This is a genomic window from Pectobacterium punjabense, assembly GCF_012427845.1.
Lineage (GTDB): Bacteria > Pseudomonadota > Gammaproteobacteria > Enterobacterales > Enterobacteriaceae > Pectobacterium > Pectobacterium punjabense.
On the sequence record NZ_CP038498.1, the window covers coordinates 418,311 to 438,238 of the forward strand.

The following is a 19,928-nucleotide window of genomic DNA, read 5'->3' on the forward strand; positions in this document are numbered from 1 at the left end:
GCGTTATTGAAAAGGCTGTGCTATGCGGGAATTACTGCTTTGGGTCAGGGATCAGCTTGCTGGGGCGTCGTCGGCTCCCCGCTATATGCAGCTTGCGTCGTTGCTTGAATCAGAAATCGGCCGCCGGAAGACGTTATCAGGCCAGTTCTTACCTGCGGAAAGATTGATTGCGCAACAGTTGGGATTATCGAGAGTCACGGTTTCCCGATCTTTGTCGTTGCTGGAAGAGAAGGGGATGATTGTTCGCCAGCAGGGGGTTGGGACTCGCGTTGCCCAACGGCTTAATTATGCGTTGAGTGCTGAAGACGAAGGGTTCACCGCACTGGTGCTGAAGCAAGGCGGTGTTGCTGGCAGCCTCTGGCTGGAGAAGGTAATACAGGTTCCTCCCGCTGCAATCGCCGCGAAAATGTCTCTGCCGGAAGGCGAGGCCGTGACCTATCTGCGACGCGTCCGGCTCAGCAATGGCGAGCCCGTTTCGCTGGAAACGACCTGGATACCGCAAGAATTTCTACCCGATCCCGAAGCGCTTGAGCAGTCTCTCTATCAGTATTGGATTACGCGTGGCATCACACCGGACAAAAAACGCTATCGTTTCAAGGCGATTGCCTGTACGGCAGAAATCGCTGCGCTTCTTGGTATTGCGGCGGAGGCTCCAGCGCTGTATTGCCAACTGCATGTTTACAACGAACAAGGTGAATTGCTGGAATACAGCGAGGCACATTGCCGTAGCGATGTGTATGAGATTCAGTTTGCTGATTAGAGAAAAAATGCCAGCAGGGGGAATGCTGGCATCAAAGACGGGTTAGTCGTTTCTCGGTTCGTCAGGATCTGAACCCAGGCGTTTTCCACTGTCCAGCTTGGCAATTTCACCCAGCTCGTCTTTATCCAGACGGAAATCGAACACCTCGAAGTTTTCCTTGATACGTGCAGGTGTCACCGATTTAGGGATCACCACCAACCCACTGTCCAGATGCCAGCGGATCACAATCTGTGCCGGTGTTTTCCCGTATTTCATCGCCAGTTTGCGGATAATCGGGTGATCAAAGACCCCTTCGCCACCCTGCGCCAGCGGGCTCCAGGATTCAGTCTGAATATGGTGTGTGGCATTCCAAGCGTGGAGCTGTTTTTGCTGAAGAAGCGGGTGCAGTTCGACCTGATCGATGACAGGCAAGACGCCCGTTTCTTCTTTTAACCGCTGTAAATGGTGGATATGGAAATTACTGACGCCGATGCTTTTCGCCAGACCTTGTTCCTGAAGCTTGATGAGCCCGCGCCAGGCATCTACGAAAGTATTCTGTTGCGGTAATGGCCAGTGAATCAGGTAGAGATCGACGTAGTCTAACCGAAGCTTCCGCAGACTTTCTTCCAGCGCCTTTTGGGGATCGGTGTGATCGCCATTCCAGAGTTTGGTGGTGATGAACACCTCTTCACGCGGTAGATTTGCGGAACTCAGCGCCTGACCGACCGCTTTCTCGTTCTTATAAATCGCGGCGGTATCGATCGCCCGATAACCGATGGACAATGCTTCAGTCACGGCGGTCACCGTGTCCTCACTGCTTGCTCGCCAGACCCCAAGGCCCAACTGGGGCATGATATTGCCGTCCGCCAGCTTCACTTTCGGTTGCGTCATCTCATTCTCCTTTTATATCCGTTAATCCATAAACGTATCATAGGCTTAACTGAATGGGCGACCTGTTCATATCACGGACAGAGAGGAACGTGATCCCTCGCAGGAACAGGCATATGATTTCAGTTTAGTAGAAAAATTCGTTGGCTATGTGTGGTCGGATGATAAAGGGAGCCGATTGGCTTCATGCAGATCGTTTAAGCATCGAGATACACGGGGTGACCACAGGGGTGAAGCCTCCCTGCGGGAACCTTCCCCTGTGTTTCCCCTCATAACAGGCTTAAGCGATCGGTATTAGCTGAGCGGCTCCCCTTAACAGACACAGCATTGAGGGGGGATATGTGATTTAAACGATAGCGTGTTCTCCTGTAACTCGAATTATTGAGGACTAAGAGGCTTAACGCGCCGCTTCGTAAATCTTCTGGCTTTCTTCCAGCGTGATGTCACGGTGTTCGCCTAATGCGGTTAGGCCGTGCTCGTTGAGTTTGGCAACCAGCGTCGGAATGGAACTGCCATCCAATTGATAGTCAGAGAATCGGGTCGGCACGCCCATTGTCTCGAAGAAATCACGCGTAGCGGCAATCGCACCGTCGATGCGCTGGTCTTCGCTACCGTCGCGCAGGTTCCAGACGCGCTCGGCGTATTGCAGCAGTTTGTCACGCTTCTGGGCTCTCCTTGCTGTCAGCATGGCGGGCAGGACGATAGCCAGCGTCTGGGCATGGTCGAGGCCGTGCAGCGCCGTTAATTCGTGCCCCAGCATGTGGGTTGACCAGTCCTGCGGCACACCTGCGCCAATCAGGCCGTTCAGTGCCATGGTGGCGCTCCACATCACATTGGCTCTAACCTTGTAGTTTTCCGGTTCAGCCAGCGCACGCGGGCCTTCTTCAACCAGCGTCAGCAGCAAGCCTTCCGCAAAACGATCCTGTACTTTGGCATCGACGGAATACGTCAGATACTGCTCAACGGTATGAACGAAGGCATCGACCACGCCGTTCGCAATTTGGCGAGCGGGCAGGGTGTAAGTCACCACCGGATCGAGTACGGCGAAGAGCGGCTGCGTGTATCGCGAGCGGAAGGCGAGTTTATCGTTGGTTGATTTACGGGTGATGACCGCGCCATTGTTGGATTCTGAACCGGTCGCTGGCAGAGTGAGTACCGCTGCCATCGCGATACCGCGATCGATTTCCGCACCGCCGGTTTGCAGAATATGCCACGGGTCCTGCGCAGCCTGATAGTCTGCGGCAGCCGCGATAAATTTTGTGCCATCAACCACTGAGCCACCGCCAACCGCCAGCAAGAAATCAATCTTCTCTGCACGAACAACCTCGACAGCTTTCATTAGCGTTTCATACGTCGGGTTGGGTTCAATGCCGGAAAATTCGCGTACGTTGCGGCCTTCTAATGCGCGATAGACCTGATCCAGCACGCCATTATGCTTCACGCTGCCGCCGCCGTAAGTGATGAGAATACGGGCATCGGCAGGGATTTCTTTGCCTAATTCAGCAATCTGGCCTTCGCCAAACAGAATTTTGGTCGGGGTGTGGAGTGTGAAATTTAGCATAGGTTATTTTTCCAGTTTAAAGCCTTGTTGAAGGATTGCGGGTAAGACTTTCGGGAAGTAGATGTGTTGGTAGTAGCTGGCGGTGTTATCCCCCCAGTTATCGCCGTCTGCGCGGCCGGTTTCCTGCCAGTGTGTCACCAGCGTGTGGTTATATTGCTCAATCGCCGCAGGCAGAACATCCTGATGATAGGTTTCATCATGGCGGAATGAATTCAGCGGCAGGCGTGGCTTCTGGTATGCGGGAGTATCGACATAGCCGATAGCGACGCCTGCGACGGGGAACGTCAATTCAGGAAGCGCCAGAAAGTCGATCATTGCCTGCGGCTCACGACGAATACCGCCAATCGGGACGATACCCAGCCCAAATGAGCGGGCGGCTGCCATCAGCGTGCCAAGCGCGATGCCGACATCGGTTGTACCTGCGATCAGGCTTTCTATGCTTTCATGTGCGTGTTGCTGTTTTCCGCTCATGGCAATCCCGACCTGCGTTTTGTGCATATCTAGCACTACGGTAATAAATACGGGGGCTTTGGCAATCCACGGTTGTCCGCCAGCCAGTTCGGCAATGCGTGCCTTGCGTTCTGGGTCGCGGGTGACGATGAGCGACACTTGCTGAGAGTTCACGGACGTTGGTGCCAGATGGGCGGATTGAACAATGGCATCCAGTACGTCATCGGGAATGGGTTTATCAAGATAGCTACGTTCGCTGCGATGTGACGTAAACAGTTCAATCGTTTTATTCATGTCTTTTCCCGAGTAATAGTGGGCAAATGTATGCTCACTATTGTCATCAACCCAGGGAAGACGTTCAATGCACATTCCTGTTTGGTTATTGCCTATTTCTACAAAATACAGGAGAAAAGGGTGATAATAATTCACGGGTGTGTCATTTTATTTCTACTGTCAGGAGAAAGGCTTCAGACAGGAAAAAATAACGGTAGTGAGATAACACTATGTTGATTGAAGACCAAGGCGTGTTGATTGAAAACCAAGGCGTGTTGACGAAAGGCGAGGGCATGTCGACGGAGAGCCAATGCGAGCGGCTTGTTCAGAAACAAAAAGTTCAGAAACAAACAGTTCAGAAACAAATCGTTCAGAAGCAAACAGAACAGCTACTCACCGCGCGGCAACGCATCGTGCAACAGGCCATACGCTGTTCAGCCAAAAGCTGGGTCACGCCTTCTCTCGTGCCTCAGGTCAAAATTCTGTATACGGAACAGCACCATCCGCGAGTACCGGTGATGTATGAGCCGACGATTGTCATCATTTTCCAAGGGAAAAAGATTGGCTATCTGGGCGGAAAAACGTTCCAGTACGACGCGGAAAATTATCTGTTGATGACCGTTCCACTGCCGTTCGAATGTGAAACGATAGCCAGCGTTGAGAACCCGCTAGTGGGGATGGCAATCCGCATCGATATCCAAATGCTTCAGGATTTGCTGATCGACATTGGTGATGATGACAGCGCGATCCGCCCCTGTTCCTGCTCGTGCGGAGTGAATAGCGCACCGCTGACCGATGAGATTCTGTGTGCCGTTGAGCGACTGCTGGATGCGATGAATAACCCACGTGATGCTCGAGTACTGGGCCCGACGATTGTGCGCGAGATTATCTACCATATGCTCTGTGGCGAAAGCGGTTCGGCATTGCAGGCGTTGGTGAATCGGCACACGCACTTCAGCCAAATCACTAAAGCGCTGCGACGCATTGAGAATCACTACGCCGATAGCCTGAATGTGGAACAGCTGGCCGCCGAGGTGAACATGAGCGTCTCTGCGTTTCATCATAACTTCAAGGCGGTCACCAACACATCGCCGTTGCAGTACCTGAAATCCTACCGCTTACATAAAGCACGGGGGATGATGCTCAACGATGGCCTGAGAGCGGGCGTTGCAGCCGCTCGCGTCGGATATGAGAGTGCGTCGCAGTTTAGCCGGGAATTTAAACGCTACTTTGGCGCGACGCCGGGTGATGAAGTGGCGAGATTAAAGGCCAGTAATATGGTGGTTGAGGAAAGCGGAATACGGTAATAAATCGCACGGTTACCCGATTAGGCGACGGTGCGCTTTTTACGCCATACCACAACAGCCATGCCGATCAGGCCGCTGACCAGTAAAATAATCGGCAGCAGGATCAGTGCGGTCATCACCTGATCCTCATAGCGTTTGACCAGCGGAATGTGGCTAAGTGCATAGCCGAGCGTGACAATTCCACCGACCCACAGCAGCCCGCTGAGCCAGTTGAAAATTTGAAAACGCGTATTGTTTAACCCGGAAATCCCCGCCATTGTTGGCAGCAGCGTGCGGATAAACGCTAAAAAACGGCCAACCAGCAGCGCCATCAGGCCGTGACGGTGGAATAGATGATGCGCACGTTGGTGATAATGTGCAGGGAGCTGTAACAGCCAGCCTTTTACCAATCGGGTATCGCTCAGCCAGCGGCCCTGAAGATAGCTGAGCCAGCAGCCGAGACTGGCGGCGATGGTAAGCAGAATCATCGTGGGGAAAAAGCTCATCACGCCTTTGGCAATCATGGCTCCGGTGAGCAACAGCAGGCTATCGCCGGGCAGAAAAGAGGCAGGTAGCAGGCCGTTCTCCAGAAACAGCGTCGTGAACAAAATGCCGTAAATCACCCAAATGACGTGGGGATCGGCCAATGCACTAAAATCTTGCTGCCAGAGCGCCTGAATAATGTCGTGAACCACACTCATATTACTTCCCGCCAGTGATGATATTCACTATTTCCCAGGCTGCGGCGATGAAACGCTGAGTTACCTGAAATCTATTGTCTATCAAGTGTCTATCAAGCCCTAAAGTCGATATGGGGCAAACGCCTTGTCGTATTGTGATAATACGGCAAGGCTTAATGCTAAATTTTGGTTAAGGTAACGCGTTTTTGGTAAGCGTTGACTCATGATTATCATAACGCATTACCCACCGCGCCGCAGGGGAAATCAAGACGCGGCGGTTTTATGGCCGTCACACTTCCTGTAATTTGTTTCCTATCGCCCGACAACGCTGAGCGTGCTAGGCACGTAGCCTACTGAAACCCGCGGCCAGATCGTCGATCAGATCGTCGCTGTCTTCAAGTCCAATATGTAACCGGATAAGTGTGCCGGTAAAGTCTACCCCGCTCACTGGGCGGAGCGCTGCCAGTTCTTCCGGCTGGTTTGCCAGAATCAGAGACTCAAAGCCACCCCAGGAATACGCCATGCTGAAGTGCTCAAAATGGTCCAGATAGTGCGCCAACGTTTCTTTGCTTAATTTCTCTTTTAATACAAAGGAGAACAAACCGTTGCAACCGTTAAAATCACGTACATAGAACGCATGTCCTTTGCACCCTGGTAACGCGGGGTGATTAACGACGGCGACTTCTGGCCGTTCCGCCAGCCATTTCGCAATGCGGATGCTGCTTTCCTGATGTTGTTTGAGCCTGACGCCCAATGTACGCAGACCACGGCTGGCGACGTAGGCGGTATCAGCATCCACCATTTGTCCCATCAGGTAAGAATGCTCGCGCAGTTGCGCCCAACAGCGTTCGTTAGCGACAGCCGTACCGATCATGGCATCGGAATGGCCGACGATATATTTCGTACCAGCCTGAATCGAGATATCAATATCGAAGTCGAACGCTTTGAATAAAATGCCCGCAGCCCAGGTGTTATCAATCATGACAACGATTTCGGGATTGATACGGCGCACGGCTTGGACAATAGCTGGCACATCGTGGACTTCCATGGTGATAGAGCCCGGCGATTCAAGAAAGACCACTTTGGTATTCGGCTGGATTAGCTCGGCAATACCGGCACCAATGAGCGGATCGAAATAGGTGGTGCTGACGTTCAGCTTGCTGAGCACTTTCGTGCAGAAATCCTGTGTGGGTTCATAGGCTGACTCTGTAACCAGAATGTGATCGCCTGCCGCAACGAAAGAGAGGATCGCGTTAGAGATAGCGGCGGCACCACAAGGGTACAACGCACAGCCTGCGCCGCCTTCCAGTTCCACCATCGCTTCCTGAAACGAGAAATGGGTCAACGTGCCTCGGCGACCATAGAATAGCGCCCCCTTGGCTCGGTTAATGGTGGCGTGTTTCTTATCCTGTACGGTATCGAATACCAGAGAAGAGGCGCGCTGAATAACGGGGTTTACGGAGCCATGGGTGAATTTCTTGCTGCGTCCTGCGGCGACTAACGCGGTTGCCGTTTTTTTGCTTGTCATAGCCACTATCACCTTTTCTGTTCAGTCCTGCTGAATGACGTAATACGCCAGCTCATTCCCAGCAGTGAGCGCATGGGAATCGCGGAGCATAATGGGATTTATTCGAATTCGATTTGTGAGGTCTACGTTATCACGGCTGGAGCGGCGTGTGGGTGGCTTTTGTCATCACGGAAAAATGTTCTCTATCGCTGACATTCCCGCAGCGAAAGGGGCTTTCATCGATTTTGATGGGATAAGCTTGGAGGTAGGTGAAAATATTTCAGGTAAGAAAAGCGCCAGGTTCTTCTGCATTGCTACGAAGAACATGGCGCGATTGGGGGGGAATTACCCCGTATGGACGCCAAAGAATTTGGGCAGCCAGAGCGAGATAGCCGGAATATAGGTGACGAGCATCAGTACAAAGAAAAGTCCGCAGTAGAAGGGCAGCATCGCTTTAACGACTTGCTCTATCTTCTGTTTACTGACTGCACTGGCGACGAAAAGTACCGACCCTACCGGCGGTGTAATCAGGCCGATCCCGAGGTTAACCAGCATGATCATACCAAAATGTACTGGATCGATGCCGAGTGAGTGAGCGACAGGCAGCAGTACGGGGGTCAGGATCAGGATCAGCGGCGCCATGTCCATCAGCGTACCGACTAGCAGCAGCATGATGTTAATCCACATCAGGATGACGTACTTGTTATCCGAAATGGAAGTGAAAAACTCGGTAATGCGGGCGGGCAACTGCATATAGGTCATGATGGCACCGAATGCGGCAGCGAAACCGATCAGGATCATGACGATCGTGACGGTTTTTACCGTGCGGTACATCAGCTTGGGCAGTTCTGACCATTTATAGTCTTTATAGATAAACATGGTCACGAAGAAGGACCACAGGCAGGCAATGGCCGCAGATTCGGTCGCGGTAAAAATACCGGACAGAATACCGCCCATGATGATGACAACGGTCATCAACCCCCACAGGGTATCGACAAAGATTTTCAGCGCCTGACGGAACGGTACGCGCTCGCCTTTCGGGTAGCCTCGTCGATGCGCGAAACCGACGCACATTACCATCAAGGTCAGACTGAGCAGCAGGCCGGGCAGAATTCCTGCGATAAACAGTGAGGCGATCGAAACCGTACCGCCGGTTGCCAGCGAGTAGATGACAGAGTTGTGGCTGGGTGGTGTCAGAATCGCCTGTACGGAGCCGCTGGCAGTGACGGCGGCAGAGAAGTCGCGTGGGTAGCCCTTCTTCTCCATTTCCGGGATCATCACTGAACCGATTGAAGCCGTATCTGCCACCGAAGAGCCGGATATTGCACCGAAAAATGTCGATGCGACGATGTTAACGAGCGATAAGCCGCCGCGAATAAAGCCGACAAAAATATACGCGAAGCTGACCAGCCTGCGGGCGATGCCACCTTCGGCCATAATGGCCCCAGCCAGAATAAAGAAGGGAATCGCCAGCAGCGAAAATTTGTTCACGCCGTTGGTAATCTGAATCATGACTGCCTCAAGCGGCAGATCGATCCAGAAAGCGCCAACAATCGCGCTCAACCCTACCGCGTAGGCGACAGGAACGCCGACCGCCAGCAGCACAGCCAGCGCGGCAATAAGAATAAATGCATCCATGGTATTGGCTCCGAATTAAGAACTGCCAAGCATGACCACAGGGCGTTTATCCTGCGGGCCGAAAAACATTTTTTCGATGATGAAGAGCACGGTGATGAACGAGCCGATAGGCAGCGGCAAATAACTTTCACCCGCGGTTAATAATGGAAATTCTGCGACGGGCTGTTCCCATAATTCCATACAAAGCACGGTGCTGTAATAGAGAATAAACAGGCTGATTAAGAGCATCAGGATATTCGACAGGTGAGCGCAAATCTTCTTACCGGATTCTGGCAATCTGTCGGTAAACATGCTGACTGCAATATGTGAGCTAGAACGGTAACTGACGGCTGCGCCTACAAAAGTAAACGTCACCATACAAATAATCGAAATGGGTTCTGGCCAGGATAAGGCTGAATTTAAAACATAACGTGCGAATATGCCGATAGGAATTATTAGCGTCATAATTAATAACGCCAGACCAGAAACCCACATGGCAATACGATAGAGTATATCCATACTTAAGTGATAAGACTGTGCCATTGCGCCACCTATATTCACTTCGCTAAATGAGCAGCGAAGGATAATTGTTAATACGAGGCTATTCATGGTGGCGGATAAATAGCAGGCTATTTATCCGCTCAGATGAGATATTGATTATTGGACGTCGGCGACGGCTTTAATCAGATCCTGGTATTTGGCACCAAACTGATCGCGTACAGGCTGCGTAGCTTTGAAATAGTACTCGGTATCAATTTCATGGAATTGAACGCCACCGGCCTTCATTTTATCCAGAGATTGCTGAGTATACTCATTCCACAGCACGCGCTGTTCTTGCTGCGCTTCTTTCGCCAGCTTCAGGATAAGATCCTGATCTTCTTTGGAAAGCTTGTCCCATTTGGTTTTGGAGTACAGGAACAGCTCCGGAATAATAAAGTGGCGGCTCCAGGTGAAATTCTTGGCAACAGGCATGTAGTTATGTGCGACATAGGTTGGCGGATTATTCTCAGTGCCGTCAATCACGCCGGTTTGCATGCCGCTAAAGACTTCACTGGTGCCCATGGCGATGGAGTTGGCGCCCATGGCTTTCAGCGTTGCGAGAGCGACCTGACTGGTTTGGACGCGAATTTTCATGCCTTTGAGGTCTTCTGGTTTGGCTACTGGCTGCTTGGTGATTAAATTACGCGTTCCCGCGTCCATCCAGCCTAGGAAAACCAATTTTGATTTACTGTTCTGAGTAATCTTATCACCAATTTCCTGCCCGATTTTTCCATCCAGTACTTTATGCAGATGATCTTCATCACGGAAAATATAGGGCAGCGTAAAGACTTCTATTTCCGGTAAAATAGCGGCAACGGGCGTCATTGATACACGAATAATATCAATGGCACCGAGCTGCGCCTGCTCAATCATTTGTTTTTCATCACCTAATACGCCGCCAGGGAAGGTTTTAATTTCCAGTCTGCCACCTGTGGCAGCTTTTAATTTCTCTCCCATTTTCTGTACGGCGACGACATTCGGATATCCTTCAGGGTGAACATCGGAGGCTTTAATTTGTTGCGCCTGAATCGCGTGGCTCATCAGGAGTACAGTAGAACTCAGACAAACGCCGATCAATGTTTTCGACAGCTTCATTGAATTATCTCCAGAGGTAGGGTGACATTATCGATAATCAAATGGTGATTGAAAAAATAAACCTATGAAAAAATAGAATAACTTATGGTGGTACAGTGGTGAGACGACGGCATCCTTGTATGGGATATTATCGTGGTGCGCGTCGGCATTCTCTATGAGTTAAGCTAACCTATTATACAACTTCGTAGAATGACTCGTGTCACAAAAGAAAAAGCTAATATGAAATGCTGTTTTATAGGGGTTTTATTCCTATTTCCCCAATCTCAATATGCGTAACATGGTGTTTTTATTTATCTTATTGTGTGTTTGTGTTTCCATTCATTTCATTTAACCTATCGCCAGCCACCATGAAATGGTGTGATAACTTAATGTCGATCACAAAAGCCTAGCGGTATAACGCTGTGCTCTAAGTGAGTACCTGCGGCTCTCTCCTGAGATATATTTCTGGATGCTATGTTTCATGATTTTTTTATGCATTTCCCAGCGATATGCAGGTAATACCCCTAAAAACCCTGTCAGAACGCAAGAAAAAGTGTGTTATCTGGCGTAAATAATAATGAGAACGACTATCAATTCGTTCAGGGTTTGGTATCATTTCAGGCTGCGTTATTGCGGCATTAATACCTGCGGGTATGTGCACGTTATTGTACAGAACGAATGGTGGAGGCACAGCGTGAAGACGGCTGTCAGTAATACAACTCAACAGGTGTTATCAACCTGGCAAAAAAAACGTGGTGCGTTCAGCGCATTTTCCCGTAGCGTGCTGGTTATCCTGCTGTGTACGGCGGGACTAAGTGGAAATGCGTTTGCAGCGCCGGCAACGACGCCGTTATCGACAGAGAATGCAGCGCCAGCCGCTCAGCCTGCTGCTGCATCCCCTTCTGCCCCCGTGACAACCGATGCACCAGCATCCGCGCTCACGCTTCCGGCCAGTGCTGCACCGGGTACGAATAACCTGATGAAGACTGATTTGTCCGTCTGGGGCATGTACCAGCATGCTGATGCCGTGGTGAAAACGGTGATGATCGGCTTGCTGTTGGCTTCCGTGATTACCTGGGCGATTTTCTTCAGTAAAAGCGTTGAAATGTCTGGCGCGAAACGTCGCCTGCGCCGTGAGTATCTGGCGCTGGAACAGGCGAAAACGCTGGACGATGCGCTGGAAACGGCGGAGGCGTTCAAACCAGGCAGTGTAGCGCAACAGCTATTGGTGGATGCGCAGAACGAACTGGAACTCTCCGCACGTTCGGATGACAACAACGGGATTAAAGAGCGCACCGCGTTTCGTCTGGAACGTCGCGTGGCGGCTACCGGGCGTCATATGGGACGTGGCAATGGCTATCTGGCAACGGTTGGGGCAGTTGCACCGTTTGTGGGGTTGTTCGGTACGGTATGGGGCATCATGAACAGCTTCATCGGTATTGCACAGACGCAAACGACTAACCTGGCGGTGGTTGCACCGGGGATTGCAGAAGCTCTGCTGGCGACGGCGATTGGTCTGGTCGCTGCGATTCCTGCGGTGGTTATCTATAACGTCTTCGCTCGTTCGATTGCTGGCTACAAAGCGACGGTTGGCGATGTGGCGGCACAAGTGTTGCTGTTGCAAAGCCGCGATCTTGACGTTGCCGCCAGCAACGATAACCGGGCGTCTTCAGCAGCGCATAAACTGCGGGTGGGTTAAGTCATGGCGATGCATTTGAAGGAGGACGCGGGTGATGACGGTGAAATGCATGACATCAACGTCACGCCGTTCATTGACGTCATGCTGGTTCTGCTGATCATCTTCATGGTGGCGGCACCGCTGGCAACGGTGGACATTCGTGTCGATCTGCCAGCATCATCAGCAGTACCGCAGCCGCGTCCAGAGAAGCCACTTTATCTGACGGTAAAAGCGGATAAGCAAATGTTTCTGGGGGAAGAGGCGATTAACGAGCAGTCTCTGGCTCAGGTGTTGGATGCGAAAACCAGCGCCAACAAAGAAACAACTATCTTCTTTCAGGCGGATAAAAGCGTTGATTATGAAACTATCATGAGCGTGATGGATTCACTGCGTAAAGCGGGCTACCTCAAGGTTGGCTTGGTTGGTGCGGAAACCGCTGCTGCTAAATAACGCTTGAGAATGGTGTTTTAAGAAGGAATGCGGGATGAAGATCCAAACCGCATTCCTTTTTTTATTTCAGAATGACGTCATTGCCGTGCGAATGCTGGAGAACGCCGCAAACTCTGCACGCAAAAAAGCGACCAAGGCACTATTTCCCGCACTCTTCACCAAGATGCGCGGCAGGGTTAACTCGCCGCGCGGTCATCTTTCTATGCAACGTGGTCGCATGAGTTAGCGCAGACGGTTGCTGCTTTCCACTAGTGAGTTGTAGTTCTTGATGAGCTTATCGGCGCTGCCATCCACCATCCAGCCGGAGTTCTTGGACAGTAGCAGGCGCTCACCTTGGCTGTAGGGGGTTTTATCGCGTATGCGGCGCAGGCGCTCTTTGGCGGACACGCGATAATTTTCCAATGGTGAATCCATTACGGACCATGTTGCGGGTTTTGCGGCGTCGGGCTGCTTGGCCAGTTCGATCAGGGCGTCAGCGTTGTCTTCATAGGCTTTGAGCCGGGCTGTGGCGGTGTTGATGTCGAAGTTATCCTGCGTCAGCATGTTCACCAGCTGTTTGGCGCTGAGCATGGTAGCCATATACCAGTAATTGAACTGACGACCTTCACTCTTCTCAATTTCTGCCAGTTGCTTCAGTTGGCGCTCATCGTTGGCTTCTTCCAGTGCCTGATTGAACTGACGGCTGGCCGTGTTGAATGCCGCATAGTGTTTGACGATGTCGCCGTGCATCGCCTTACCGCGTGCCATTGCATCATCTTTATAGTTCTCGCGACTATAGTAAGTTGAGGCTTCCTGTAGCGTCTGGCCCCAGGTGATGACGGCTGTGGAGTAGTCCTTGGCAGCGGTATCCAGCGCGGGCATGGCGGGCTCGCTTTGGGCTGCGTTGATAAGAGGTTCGTTACAGTTTTTCAGGCTGGATTCCGATACTGAGTAGATGCCGTAAATGACGCGCTCTTTGCCCGTAGGGCCTGACTTCATGTCTTTCACCCAGGATGTGTACCGCTCCATCGCTTTGTGAGCGCGCTCATGGGTGGCGTTGAAACATTGGATGTAGAGATTGAGTTTCTGGTTAGCATCCACTTGAGGTTTCGCCGCCGGTGCGGGTGCGGTGTTGGCGGCGGTGGAAGCGGACTGGGCGGGGGCATCTGCTCCGCCGGGTTTGTCTTCGCAGGCCGCTAAGCCGATGGTGGCGGCAATCAACGCTGCCAGCCTAACGGGTGTACGGATAGTGCGAACGTTCATGTGAACTCCCTTTTCTTTGATCGTGATGTATCGTGATTATGCAGTCACATCAGGGCTATCGTTAGACGCCTTGGGGTGATGCGTTACATGTGGTGATGTTTATCTTTGAAGAAGTGATGCCCTCTTCGATCGCAACTATCTGCCCTGCGTAGCACGGAACTATCCTGCTTAAGGGAGACAGATGAAATTGCAATTTTTCTTTGAAAGCAGGGTGACTGAGGAAAGCCGCGGGGTGCTGATTGGCTGAGCGGTGCTTTATTAATTGCCTTATTTATCATTCAGGTGAACCTTAGCGTCTTCCTTGACCATAATGCTTAGACAAAATGATTCCGCATTATTGCTATCAATGCAACCCTTAACTTCCCGATCGGTCAAGCTGTCGGGACGGAAATATTTGGTGTTAATAGCAGAAGACGCCATAGACCCGCTAGCAATGAGACAACCGGCGAAGTGCGGATTGAGAACTGCTTTGGCCTATGCCCGTGAGTCAGGATGACGCCAGTGAATACGCGTGGGGATATAGCGTCGATCTTCTTCAAGCGGCTGTTGTGCAATCAAACTCGTAATCATTTCAAAGCTGTTACGTGCCAGATTTTCGCAGTCCTGTGCCACGGTATCGATCTTCAGCGGTAAACAATCAAACAGATAGTGATCGTCAAAACAGCACAGCCGGATACCGCTTTCCATCAGGTTATGCTGGTTCATATAGCGCAGCACGCCTTCCATCAGGCCACAAGCGGCAACAAACAGCGCTTTTGGCGGACGCCCTAGCGTTGCACACAGCTGAGCAAACATTTCATAACCCGCGCTGGGGTGGTAGCTACCGTGAATAATCCACTCCGGCTGGCAGTCGATACCGGCTCGCGTCAGCCCAAGCTGGAAGCCTTCCAGCCGGTGGCGAGTCGGGGAAATTCGCGGCTGGCCGCCAAGGAAATAGAATTCATCACGATGCTGGCGGGCGATACGTTCGACCATTTCCGCTGTGGATTCCACCGCTTCGGAAATCACCATTGGCAGTGTGGAATCACCAATCACCCGGTCAAATTGTATAACGGGCAACTGCTGATTAATCTTCTGATACTCGGTATCGCTCAATAGGCTGGAAGCGACGATCAAGCCATCGACCTGACGCTGTACCAGGCTGTTGACCGCCATCATCTCCTGGCTGGCATTTTCGTCGGTACAGGCAATCAGTAACTGTAACCCCGCTTCACGGCACAGCATCTCCAGCTCGCGGGAAATCACGGCGAAGCCGTAGTTGGTCATTTCCGGCACGACCAGCCCTAGCGTGTTGCTGCGTGAGGAACGCAGCGAACGTGCGTGAATGCTCGGCTGATAACGCTGCTCGTGCGCGACGGCTAAAATGCGATCTCGGGTTTCATCAGAAACGCGAAACTCTTTGCTGCGGCCATTAAGCACCAGACTGGCGGTGGATTTTGATACACCGGCCAGCGCGGCGATGTCACTGATTGTTATGCGTTTAGTCGGTTTCACCGCGAGGTCTGCTATCAGAAAAAAGGGAAGTTATTCTATCACGCATGGCGCTAACAGCCAGTGTTGTAGCGTTAATCGCCCAGAGCCGCTGAACGTGATCGTCGCCTCGCTTTCTGGGAAATAGCGTGCAGACATCACGGCTTCGCCATCGTTGATAAAAATTTCAACGCTGGAGCGATCGCACAGTATCTGCAATTGACTTAGATCGCCGCGCCAATAGCGGTGTTCGGGTTCCCCGGTGCGACGGTTGTGTCGGCTCATCGTTACGCGTTCACCGTCCCAACAGAGAACAATCTGCGAGGCAAGGTTGCACTGGAATTCCCCCTGAACGGTGACGAGCACTTCCGCGCGACTAATGGGGAGCGGTGATGCATAGTTTGCGACACCCTGCCAACGGTAATGCTGCTTGCGCAACTGTTGCAGTTCGCGAGCAGGACGCTGGTAAACGCGGTTGCCATGCAGTGTGAGTTCACGCGGGCAGGTCATGGTATGAATCCAACCGTATTCGATCGTCGGTTCAAAAAACTCATTATCGTCAGGAATCGACATCCAGCCGAATAGCAAGCGTCGCCCATCTTCACTCAGCGTGGTTTGTGGCGCGTAAAATTCGAAACCGAGATCCAGTTCGTGGAATTCCTGATGTGGGTAAGCACCGCTTGTGTAGTCGAGCGAGCCAATAAAATAGCCAGCCTGGAAGGTATTCAGGTAGCGTTCTTCCTCGGCAGGAACACCCTGTGGGCAGCAAACCAGTACATCTTTGCCATCCAGCGGGAAGAGGTCTGGACACTCCCACATATAGCCAAAATCACCAAGTCCACCTAAACGGGAACCGGCGATCTCGCCGATCTTGTCCCATGCCAGCAGGTCGGTAGAACGATAGAGCAGGACTTTTCCCTGAAGATCGAGATCCTGCGCACCGAGCACCATGTACCAATGAGCGTCATGACGCCACACTTTAGGATCGCGAACGTGGCCCGTATAGCCGTCAGGAAGCGTCAGCACGGCTCCCAACTTGTCATATTCACCGTGAGGATTCTCACGGGCGATGCATTGAAACGCGGTGCGTGAGCCATCGTCGTATTTCACGTTACCCGTATACATCAGCATGATGGCCCCTTGATCCACCACGGCAGAACCGGAGTAGCAGCCGTGGCTTTCATAGCTTTCGCTCGGCACCAGTGCGACGGGCTCATGCTTCCAGTTCACCAGATCGGTGGAGCTCCAGTGCCCCCAGAATTTCGCTCCGTGGGCACAAGACAAAGGGTTCCACTGATAAAACAGATGGTAACGCCCCTTGTGATGAATAAATCCGTTCGGATCGTTGAGTAGGCCTACGCACGGGGATAGATGCCATTCCGGGCGATACGGGTCTTCCTGTTTCCGTGAGTGACCTGACATCAGGGCGTGCGCCATGCGCTTTAATAAGTGGACTTCCTTCATTATTCGCTATCCGTTTTATATTTCAGCAATAAGGACAGGGTAAAGGCGGCACCGAACGCAATGAACATCCCAATCAGGTAGTTAAGCATCGATCCTCCTTGCACAATGGCCAGCCCCGGAAAACCGGTCAGCCCGACGGCCGTCATATTGACGTGATTGAAGACCACCCACGCGCCACCGAGCGCACCGCCAGCCAGTGCGGCCAGGAACGGTTTAATGAAGCGCAGGTTGATACCAAATATCGCGGCTTCCGTGATGCCCAGCAGACAAGACAGCCCTGCGGGAACGGCAATGGCTCGGGTTTTGGCATCACGCGTTTTGAAATAGACCGCCAGACACGCGCCACCCTGCGCTACGTTCGCCATCGCCCAAATCGGCAGCAGGAAGTTGACGCCGATACTAGGGTTACCCAGTAGCCCAGCTTCAATGGCATGGAAACTGTGATGAACGCCAGTGATGACGATGGCGGAATAGAGGCCACCGAACAGCAAACCGGCCAGCCAGCCAGCGTGAGCAATCAACGTGCTGAGTAAGAAAGAGATGCCGTCGCCCAATGCGCGCCCAGCCGGACCAATGATCAACATGGCGACGAAGCCGGAAATGATGACCGTCAGGAAAGGCGTGACGATGATATCCAGCGCATCGGGTACGATTTTACGCAGGCGCTTTTCCACGATGCTCATGAACCAGACGGCCAGCAGTACCGGGAACACGGTGCCCTGATAGCCAATCATGGCGATGTCCATGCCGAAGAAATGCATGGTCTGGAAGCCCCCTGCGACGCCCCAGGCATTGGTCAGCGCCGGATGTGTCAGGATACCGCCCAGCGTTGCGCCCAGATAGGGGTTGCCGCCGAATTCCCTTGCGGCGGTAAAACCGATCAAAACAGGCAAGATAATAAAGGCTGCGGAACTGAACATATCCAGCATCACGAAGATCGCACTGCTGGCATCGACCCAGCCGTAGGTCTTGATCATGCCGAGCAGACCCATCAACAGGCCGGAAGCGATAATTGCCGGCATGATAGGGACGAAAATATTCGATAGCAGACGCGCCAGTCTTTGCAGCGGGTTAAGCTTTTTCGCGGCGATCGAGGCGGCTTCGGATTTACTTGATTCACTGATGCCAGCGGCTTTAATGAATTCAGCGTAGACCTTATTCACCAGACCGGTACCGAAAATAATTTGCATTTGTCCGGCGTTCTGAAAGCACCCTTTAACGCCATCAACGTTCTCGATCGCTTTTTTGTCTGCCAGACCGTCGTCGTTCAGCACTAAACGCAGGCGAGTGGCGCAGTGGGCAGCACTGGCGATATTCTCTTTTCCGCCAAGTAAGGGGATGAGCGCGGAGGCAGTTGCGTTGATATCCATGTTATTCCTCTGTGTATACCGTTTCTTTGGCGTCGATTAGCGTGTCATTGACGCCAAGGCTAGCCAATCATCAGAACCAGGTTTCCATCTGGATGCCAAAGTTCCATTCGCCGCCTGCTTTAAAGCCGGTGGAGCCAAACGTATCTTCGCTGGAGTAATTATCCAGTCGTTTATCCCAGTCCATATAACTGGCAAACACGCGCAATTCAGGGCGGCTAAAGAAGTTGCCGATATCGCCGACCTTGAACGTAGGCGCAAAGGTCAGTTTATAGAAGCCGCCGCTCACTTGATTCAGGCTGCGATAGCCGCGCGGATCGAGGTCCATGTATTGATAGCTGCCTTCATAAGCCAGTGCAAAATTTTCGGTGATTTCCTGAATCAGGCGCGCATTAAAAGTTACCCATTCGTAGCTGTCGCCATTGACGTAACGATCTTTGCTGGTCTGCGCCAGAATGGACGGCGCGAAGCTCCAGGTCTTGTTCAGCGCCGTGGTGCCGTAGGTCGCAAAGCGCCAGGTGTTGGCGTCATTGGTCAGGTTACCGTCGGCACCGATGTTCTTCACTTCACCGCCCAGACCGTGACCGTAAAGGATCGCGGTTTTTGATGTCCCGTCGCGTAAGCCGTAGAAGCTGTCGCCGTGGTACGCCACCATCGCGTGATAGCCTTTGTCGCCCGCATTGGTATTGGTAACGAAGGTGTTATCGCGGCTTGTACCGGTATTTTGTTTTACATCGTTGTTCTTGGCGGTTAATCCGCTCAGCATGAACTGGAATGGCCCGACGTAGTTATTCGCGGTAAAGACGTAGTTTTTGATGTCGTTATCCAGCGAGGTAATTTCGCCGAGGCTGCGGCCATACAGCGAGAAGTTACTCTTGGCGCTATCCGCCCATTTCACGTCATAGATACCGCCGCCGGTGCCTGCAAGGAAGACCACGTCGCTATCGAGCCAGTGAATATCGAAGTTATCGCGATCGAAGCGTTTACCCGCCCACAGCGTGGTGTCCTTAAACGCGCCGGTGAAAGTCGGTAGTGAACCCAGCTCGACGAAGGCTTCGCGGATGTTCAGGTCGCTGGTGGCTGCCGTCCAGTCGTTATAGCTGCGTTGGCCGTCCGCCATCATGACCTTGAAACGTGTGGTCGCGCCGTTATCCAGCTTTTGTTTGTGCTCTAGTTTGATCTCAACGTAGGTGTCGTCTTCATTACCCAAGCGGCCAATATGCCCGCCCGTCTGACCCGCAGGGGACATACCCGGCCCGATATCGGTTTTGGCGCTGGTGGCAGAATCATTGATCGACAAACCGGAACGCGCGTAGCCGTGGAATTCAAATCCATCGGCGAACGACTTCTGCTTTGCCAGCGCCGTCGTGCGCTGCTCCACCTGCTGGGTTTTCTGTTCGGTTTGTGTAGTGCGGGTGGCGAGCTGCTGGGTTTGCTTTTCAGCGGCATTGGCTCTGGCCTCGGCGGCTTGAGCACGGGCTTCTGCCTGTTGTAAACGCTGCTCCATAGCGTTCAGGCGGGCCTCAATACTGTCGGTGTTGGCAGCAGATACATAAAGCGGGGAGGAGAGTAATAACCCTATCGTCACAGCAAGGTGGCTTGGTTTCATTTTTTCGTTCTCGTCGTGAAGGAGATTTATTGT

18 protein-coding genes are annotated in these 19,928 nt (G+C 52.3%); 5 read left to right on the forward strand and 13 right to left on the reverse strand.

Annotation, left to right across the window (positions count from 1 at the left end):
- Positions 1 to 22: 22 nt before the first annotated feature.
- Entirely contained in the window at positions 23 to 760 is a 738-nt protein-coding gene (locus tag E2566_RS01940; RefSeq protein WP_107170930.1) for a GntR family transcriptional regulator, read from the forward strand.
- Between the two features lie 42 nt (positions 761 to 802).
- On the opposite strand, the gene dkgA is transcribed toward E2566_RS01940, so the two are convergent.
- From dkgA to E2566_RS01955, 3 genes are all read right to left on the reverse strand, one after another.
- Complete coding sequence (gene dkgA, locus E2566_RS01945) at positions 803 to 1,630, reverse strand: 2,5-didehydrogluconate reductase DkgA (RefSeq protein ID WP_107170931.1); 828 nt, start codon at positions 1,628 to 1,630, stop codon at positions 803 to 805.
- A gap of 394 nt (positions 1,631 to 2,024) precedes the next feature.
- Positions 2,025 to 3,188, reverse strand: a complete 1,164-nt coding sequence (gene yqhD / locus E2566_RS01950) for an alcohol dehydrogenase (protein ID WP_107170932.1) — start codon at positions 3,186 to 3,188, stop codon at positions 2,025 to 2,027.
- Positions 3,189 to 3,191: 3 nt separating this feature from the next.
- Complete coding sequence (locus tag E2566_RS01955; protein ID WP_107170933.1) at positions 3,192 to 3,932, reverse strand: NADPH-dependent oxidoreductase; 741 nt, start codon at positions 3,930 to 3,932, stop codon at positions 3,192 to 3,194.
- A 272-nt stretch (positions 3,933 to 4,204) separates the two neighbouring features.
- Here E2566_RS01955 and E2566_RS01960 point away from each other — a divergent pair, with 272 nt between their 5' ends.
- Positions 4,205 to 5,218, forward strand: coding sequence for an AraC family transcriptional regulator (locus E2566_RS01960; protein ID WP_205942500.1), 1,014 nt, complete (start codon positions 4,205 to 4,207; stop codon positions 5,216 to 5,218).
- Between the two features lie 20 nt (positions 5,219 to 5,238).
- Here E2566_RS01960 and E2566_RS01965 read toward each other — a convergent pair whose 3' ends face one another.
- From E2566_RS01965 to E2566_RS01985, 5 genes are all read right to left on the reverse strand, one after another.
- Positions 5,239 to 5,898 (reverse strand): DedA family protein, encoded by a 660-nt coding sequence (locus E2566_RS01965; RefSeq protein ID WP_107170935.1) that lies wholly within the window; start codon positions 5,896 to 5,898, stop codon positions 5,239 to 5,241.
- 316 nt (positions 5,899 to 6,214) lie between these two features.
- Complete coding sequence (gene metC / locus E2566_RS01970; protein ID WP_107170936.1) at positions 6,215 to 7,405, reverse strand: cystathionine beta-lyase; 1,191 nt, start codon at positions 7,403 to 7,405, stop codon at positions 6,215 to 6,217.
- 324 nt (positions 7,406 to 7,729) lie between these two features.
- Entirely contained in the window at positions 7,730 to 9,022 is a 1,293-nt protein-coding gene (locus tag E2566_RS01975; protein WP_107170937.1) for a TRAP transporter large permease, read from the reverse strand.
- Positions 9,023 to 9,037: 15 nt separating this feature from the next.
- Positions 9,038 to 9,544: a TRAP transporter small permease gene (locus E2566_RS01980; RefSeq protein WP_107170938.1), complete on the reverse strand. Its 507-nt coding sequence runs from the start codon at positions 9,542 to 9,544 to the stop codon at positions 9,038 to 9,040.
- 114 nt (positions 9,545 to 9,658) lie between these two features.
- Positions 9,659 to 10,636 (reverse strand): TRAP transporter substrate-binding protein, encoded by a 978-nt coding sequence (locus E2566_RS01985; RefSeq protein ID WP_107170939.1) that lies wholly within the window; start codon positions 10,634 to 10,636, stop codon positions 9,659 to 9,661.
- Positions 10,637 to 11,309: 673 nt separating this feature from the next.
- On the opposite strand from E2566_RS01985, the gene exbB reads away from it, so the two are divergent.
- From exbB to E2566_RS02000, 3 genes are read left to right on the forward strand one after another with little or no spacing between them, the layout of a single operon-like run.
- Positions 11,310 to 12,314: a tol-pal system-associated acyl-CoA thioesterase gene (gene exbB / locus E2566_RS01990; RefSeq protein WP_107170940.1), complete on the forward strand. Its 1,005-nt coding sequence runs from the start codon at positions 11,310 to 11,312 to the stop codon at positions 12,312 to 12,314.
- A gap of 3 nt (positions 12,315 to 12,317) precedes the next feature.
- A complete protein-coding gene (exbD, locus tag E2566_RS01995) occupies positions 12,318 to 12,743 on the forward strand; it encodes a TonB system transport protein ExbD (protein ID WP_107170941.1) in 426 nt (141 codons plus the stop codon).
- 34 nt (positions 12,744 to 12,777) lie between these two features.
- The gene (locus E2566_RS02000) at positions 12,778 to 12,969 is read left to right on the forward strand and encodes a hypothetical protein (protein ID WP_107170942.1); all 192 of its coding nucleotides are present in this window, start codon (positions 12,778 to 12,780) and stop codon (positions 12,967 to 12,969) included.
- Here E2566_RS02000 and E2566_RS02005 read toward each other — a convergent pair.
- The 5 genes from E2566_RS02005 to E2566_RS02025 all read right to left on the reverse strand — a co-directional run bounded on the left by E2566_RS02005 (position 12,966) and on the right by E2566_RS02025 (position 19,895).
- The gene (locus E2566_RS02005) at positions 12,966 to 13,985 is read right to left on the reverse strand and encodes a YiiG family protein (protein WP_107170943.1); all 1,020 of its coding nucleotides are present in this window, start codon (positions 13,983 to 13,985) and stop codon (positions 12,966 to 12,968) included. The two genes, E2566_RS02000 and E2566_RS02005, sit on opposite strands and share 4 nt — an antisense overlap.
- 474 nt (positions 13,986 to 14,459) lie before the next feature.
- Entirely contained in the window at positions 14,460 to 15,479 is a 1,020-nt protein-coding gene (locus E2566_RS02010; protein WP_107170944.1) for a LacI family DNA-binding transcriptional regulator, read from the reverse strand.
- A 30-nt stretch (positions 15,480 to 15,509) separates the two neighbouring features.
- Complete coding sequence (locus E2566_RS02015; RefSeq protein WP_107170945.1) at positions 15,510 to 16,919, reverse strand: glycoside hydrolase family 32 protein; 1,410 nt, start codon at positions 16,917 to 16,919, stop codon at positions 15,510 to 15,512.
- Entirely contained in the window at positions 16,919 to 18,289 is a 1,371-nt protein-coding gene (locus E2566_RS02020; protein WP_107170946.1) for a sucrose-specific PTS transporter subunit IIBC, read from the reverse strand. The genes E2566_RS02015 and E2566_RS02020 overlap by 1 nt, the downstream gene beginning before the upstream one ends.
- 70 nt (positions 18,290 to 18,359) lie before the next feature.
- On the reverse strand, positions 18,360 to 19,895 hold the full coding sequence (locus tag E2566_RS02025; RefSeq protein ID WP_107170947.1) for a carbohydrate porin: 1,536 nt from the start codon (positions 19,893 to 19,895) through the stop codon (positions 18,360 to 18,362).
- Between the last annotated feature and the right edge of the window lie 33 nt (positions 19,896 to 19,928).

Excerpts from the sequence above, each read along its gene's own strand:
- E2566_RS01985 (WP_107170939.1), bottom strand. The coding sequence starts at position 10,636 with ATGAAGCTGTCGAAAACATTGATCGGCGTTTGTCTGAGTTCTACTGTA.
- exbD (WP_107170941.1), top strand. The coding sequence starts at position 12,318 with ATGGCGATGCATTTGAAGGAGGACGCGGGTGATGACGGTGAAATGCAT.
- E2566_RS01955 (WP_107170933.1), bottom strand. The coding sequence starts at position 3,932 with ATGAATAAAACGATTGAACTGTTTACGTCACATCGCAGCGAACGTAGC.
- E2566_RS02025 (WP_107170947.1), bottom strand. The coding sequence starts at position 19,895 with ATGAAACCAAGCCACCTTGCTGTGACGATAGGGTTATTACTCTCCTCC.
- yqhD (WP_107170932.1), bottom strand. The coding sequence starts at position 3,188 with ATGCTAAATTTCACACTCCACACCCCGACCAAAATTCTGTTTGGCGAA.
- E2566_RS01960 (WP_205942500.1), top strand. The coding sequence starts at position 4,205 with ATGTCGACGGAGAGCCAATGCGAGCGGCTTGTTCAGAAACAAAAAGTT.
- E2566_RS01975 (WP_107170937.1), bottom strand. The coding sequence starts at position 9,022 with ATGGATGCATTTATTCTTATTGCCGCGCTGGCTGTGCTGCTGGCGGTC.
- E2566_RS02015 (WP_107170945.1), bottom strand. The coding sequence starts at position 16,919 with ATGAAGGAAGTCCACTTATTAAAGCGCATGGCGCACGCCCTGATGTCA.
- E2566_RS01965 (WP_107170935.1), bottom strand. The coding sequence starts at position 5,898 with ATGAGTGTGGTTCACGACATTATTCAGGCGCTCTGGCAGCAAGATTTT.
- E2566_RS02020 (WP_107170946.1), bottom strand. The coding sequence starts at position 18,289 with ATGGATATCAACGCAACTGCCTCCGCGCTCATCCCCTTACTTGGCGGA.
- E2566_RS01980 (WP_107170938.1), bottom strand. The coding sequence starts at position 9,544 with ATGGCACAGTCTTATCACTTAAGTATGGATATACTCTATCGTATTGCC.
- dkgA (WP_107170931.1), bottom strand. The coding sequence starts at position 1,630 with ATGACGCAACCGAAAGTGAAGCTGGCGGACGGCAATATCATGCCCCAG.
- metC (WP_107170936.1), bottom strand. The coding sequence starts at position 7,405 with ATGACAAGCAAAAAAACGGCAACCGCGTTAGTCGCCGCAGGACGCAGC.
- E2566_RS01940 (WP_107170930.1), top strand. The coding sequence starts at position 23 with ATGCGGGAATTACTGCTTTGGGTCAGGGATCAGCTTGCTGGGGCGTCG.
- E2566_RS02000 (WP_107170942.1), top strand. The coding sequence starts at position 12,778 with ATGAAGATCCAAACCGCATTCCTTTTTTTATTTCAGAATGACGTCATT.
- E2566_RS02005 (WP_107170943.1), bottom strand. The coding sequence starts at position 13,985 with ATGAACGTTCGCACTATCCGTACACCCGTTAGGCTGGCAGCGTTGATT.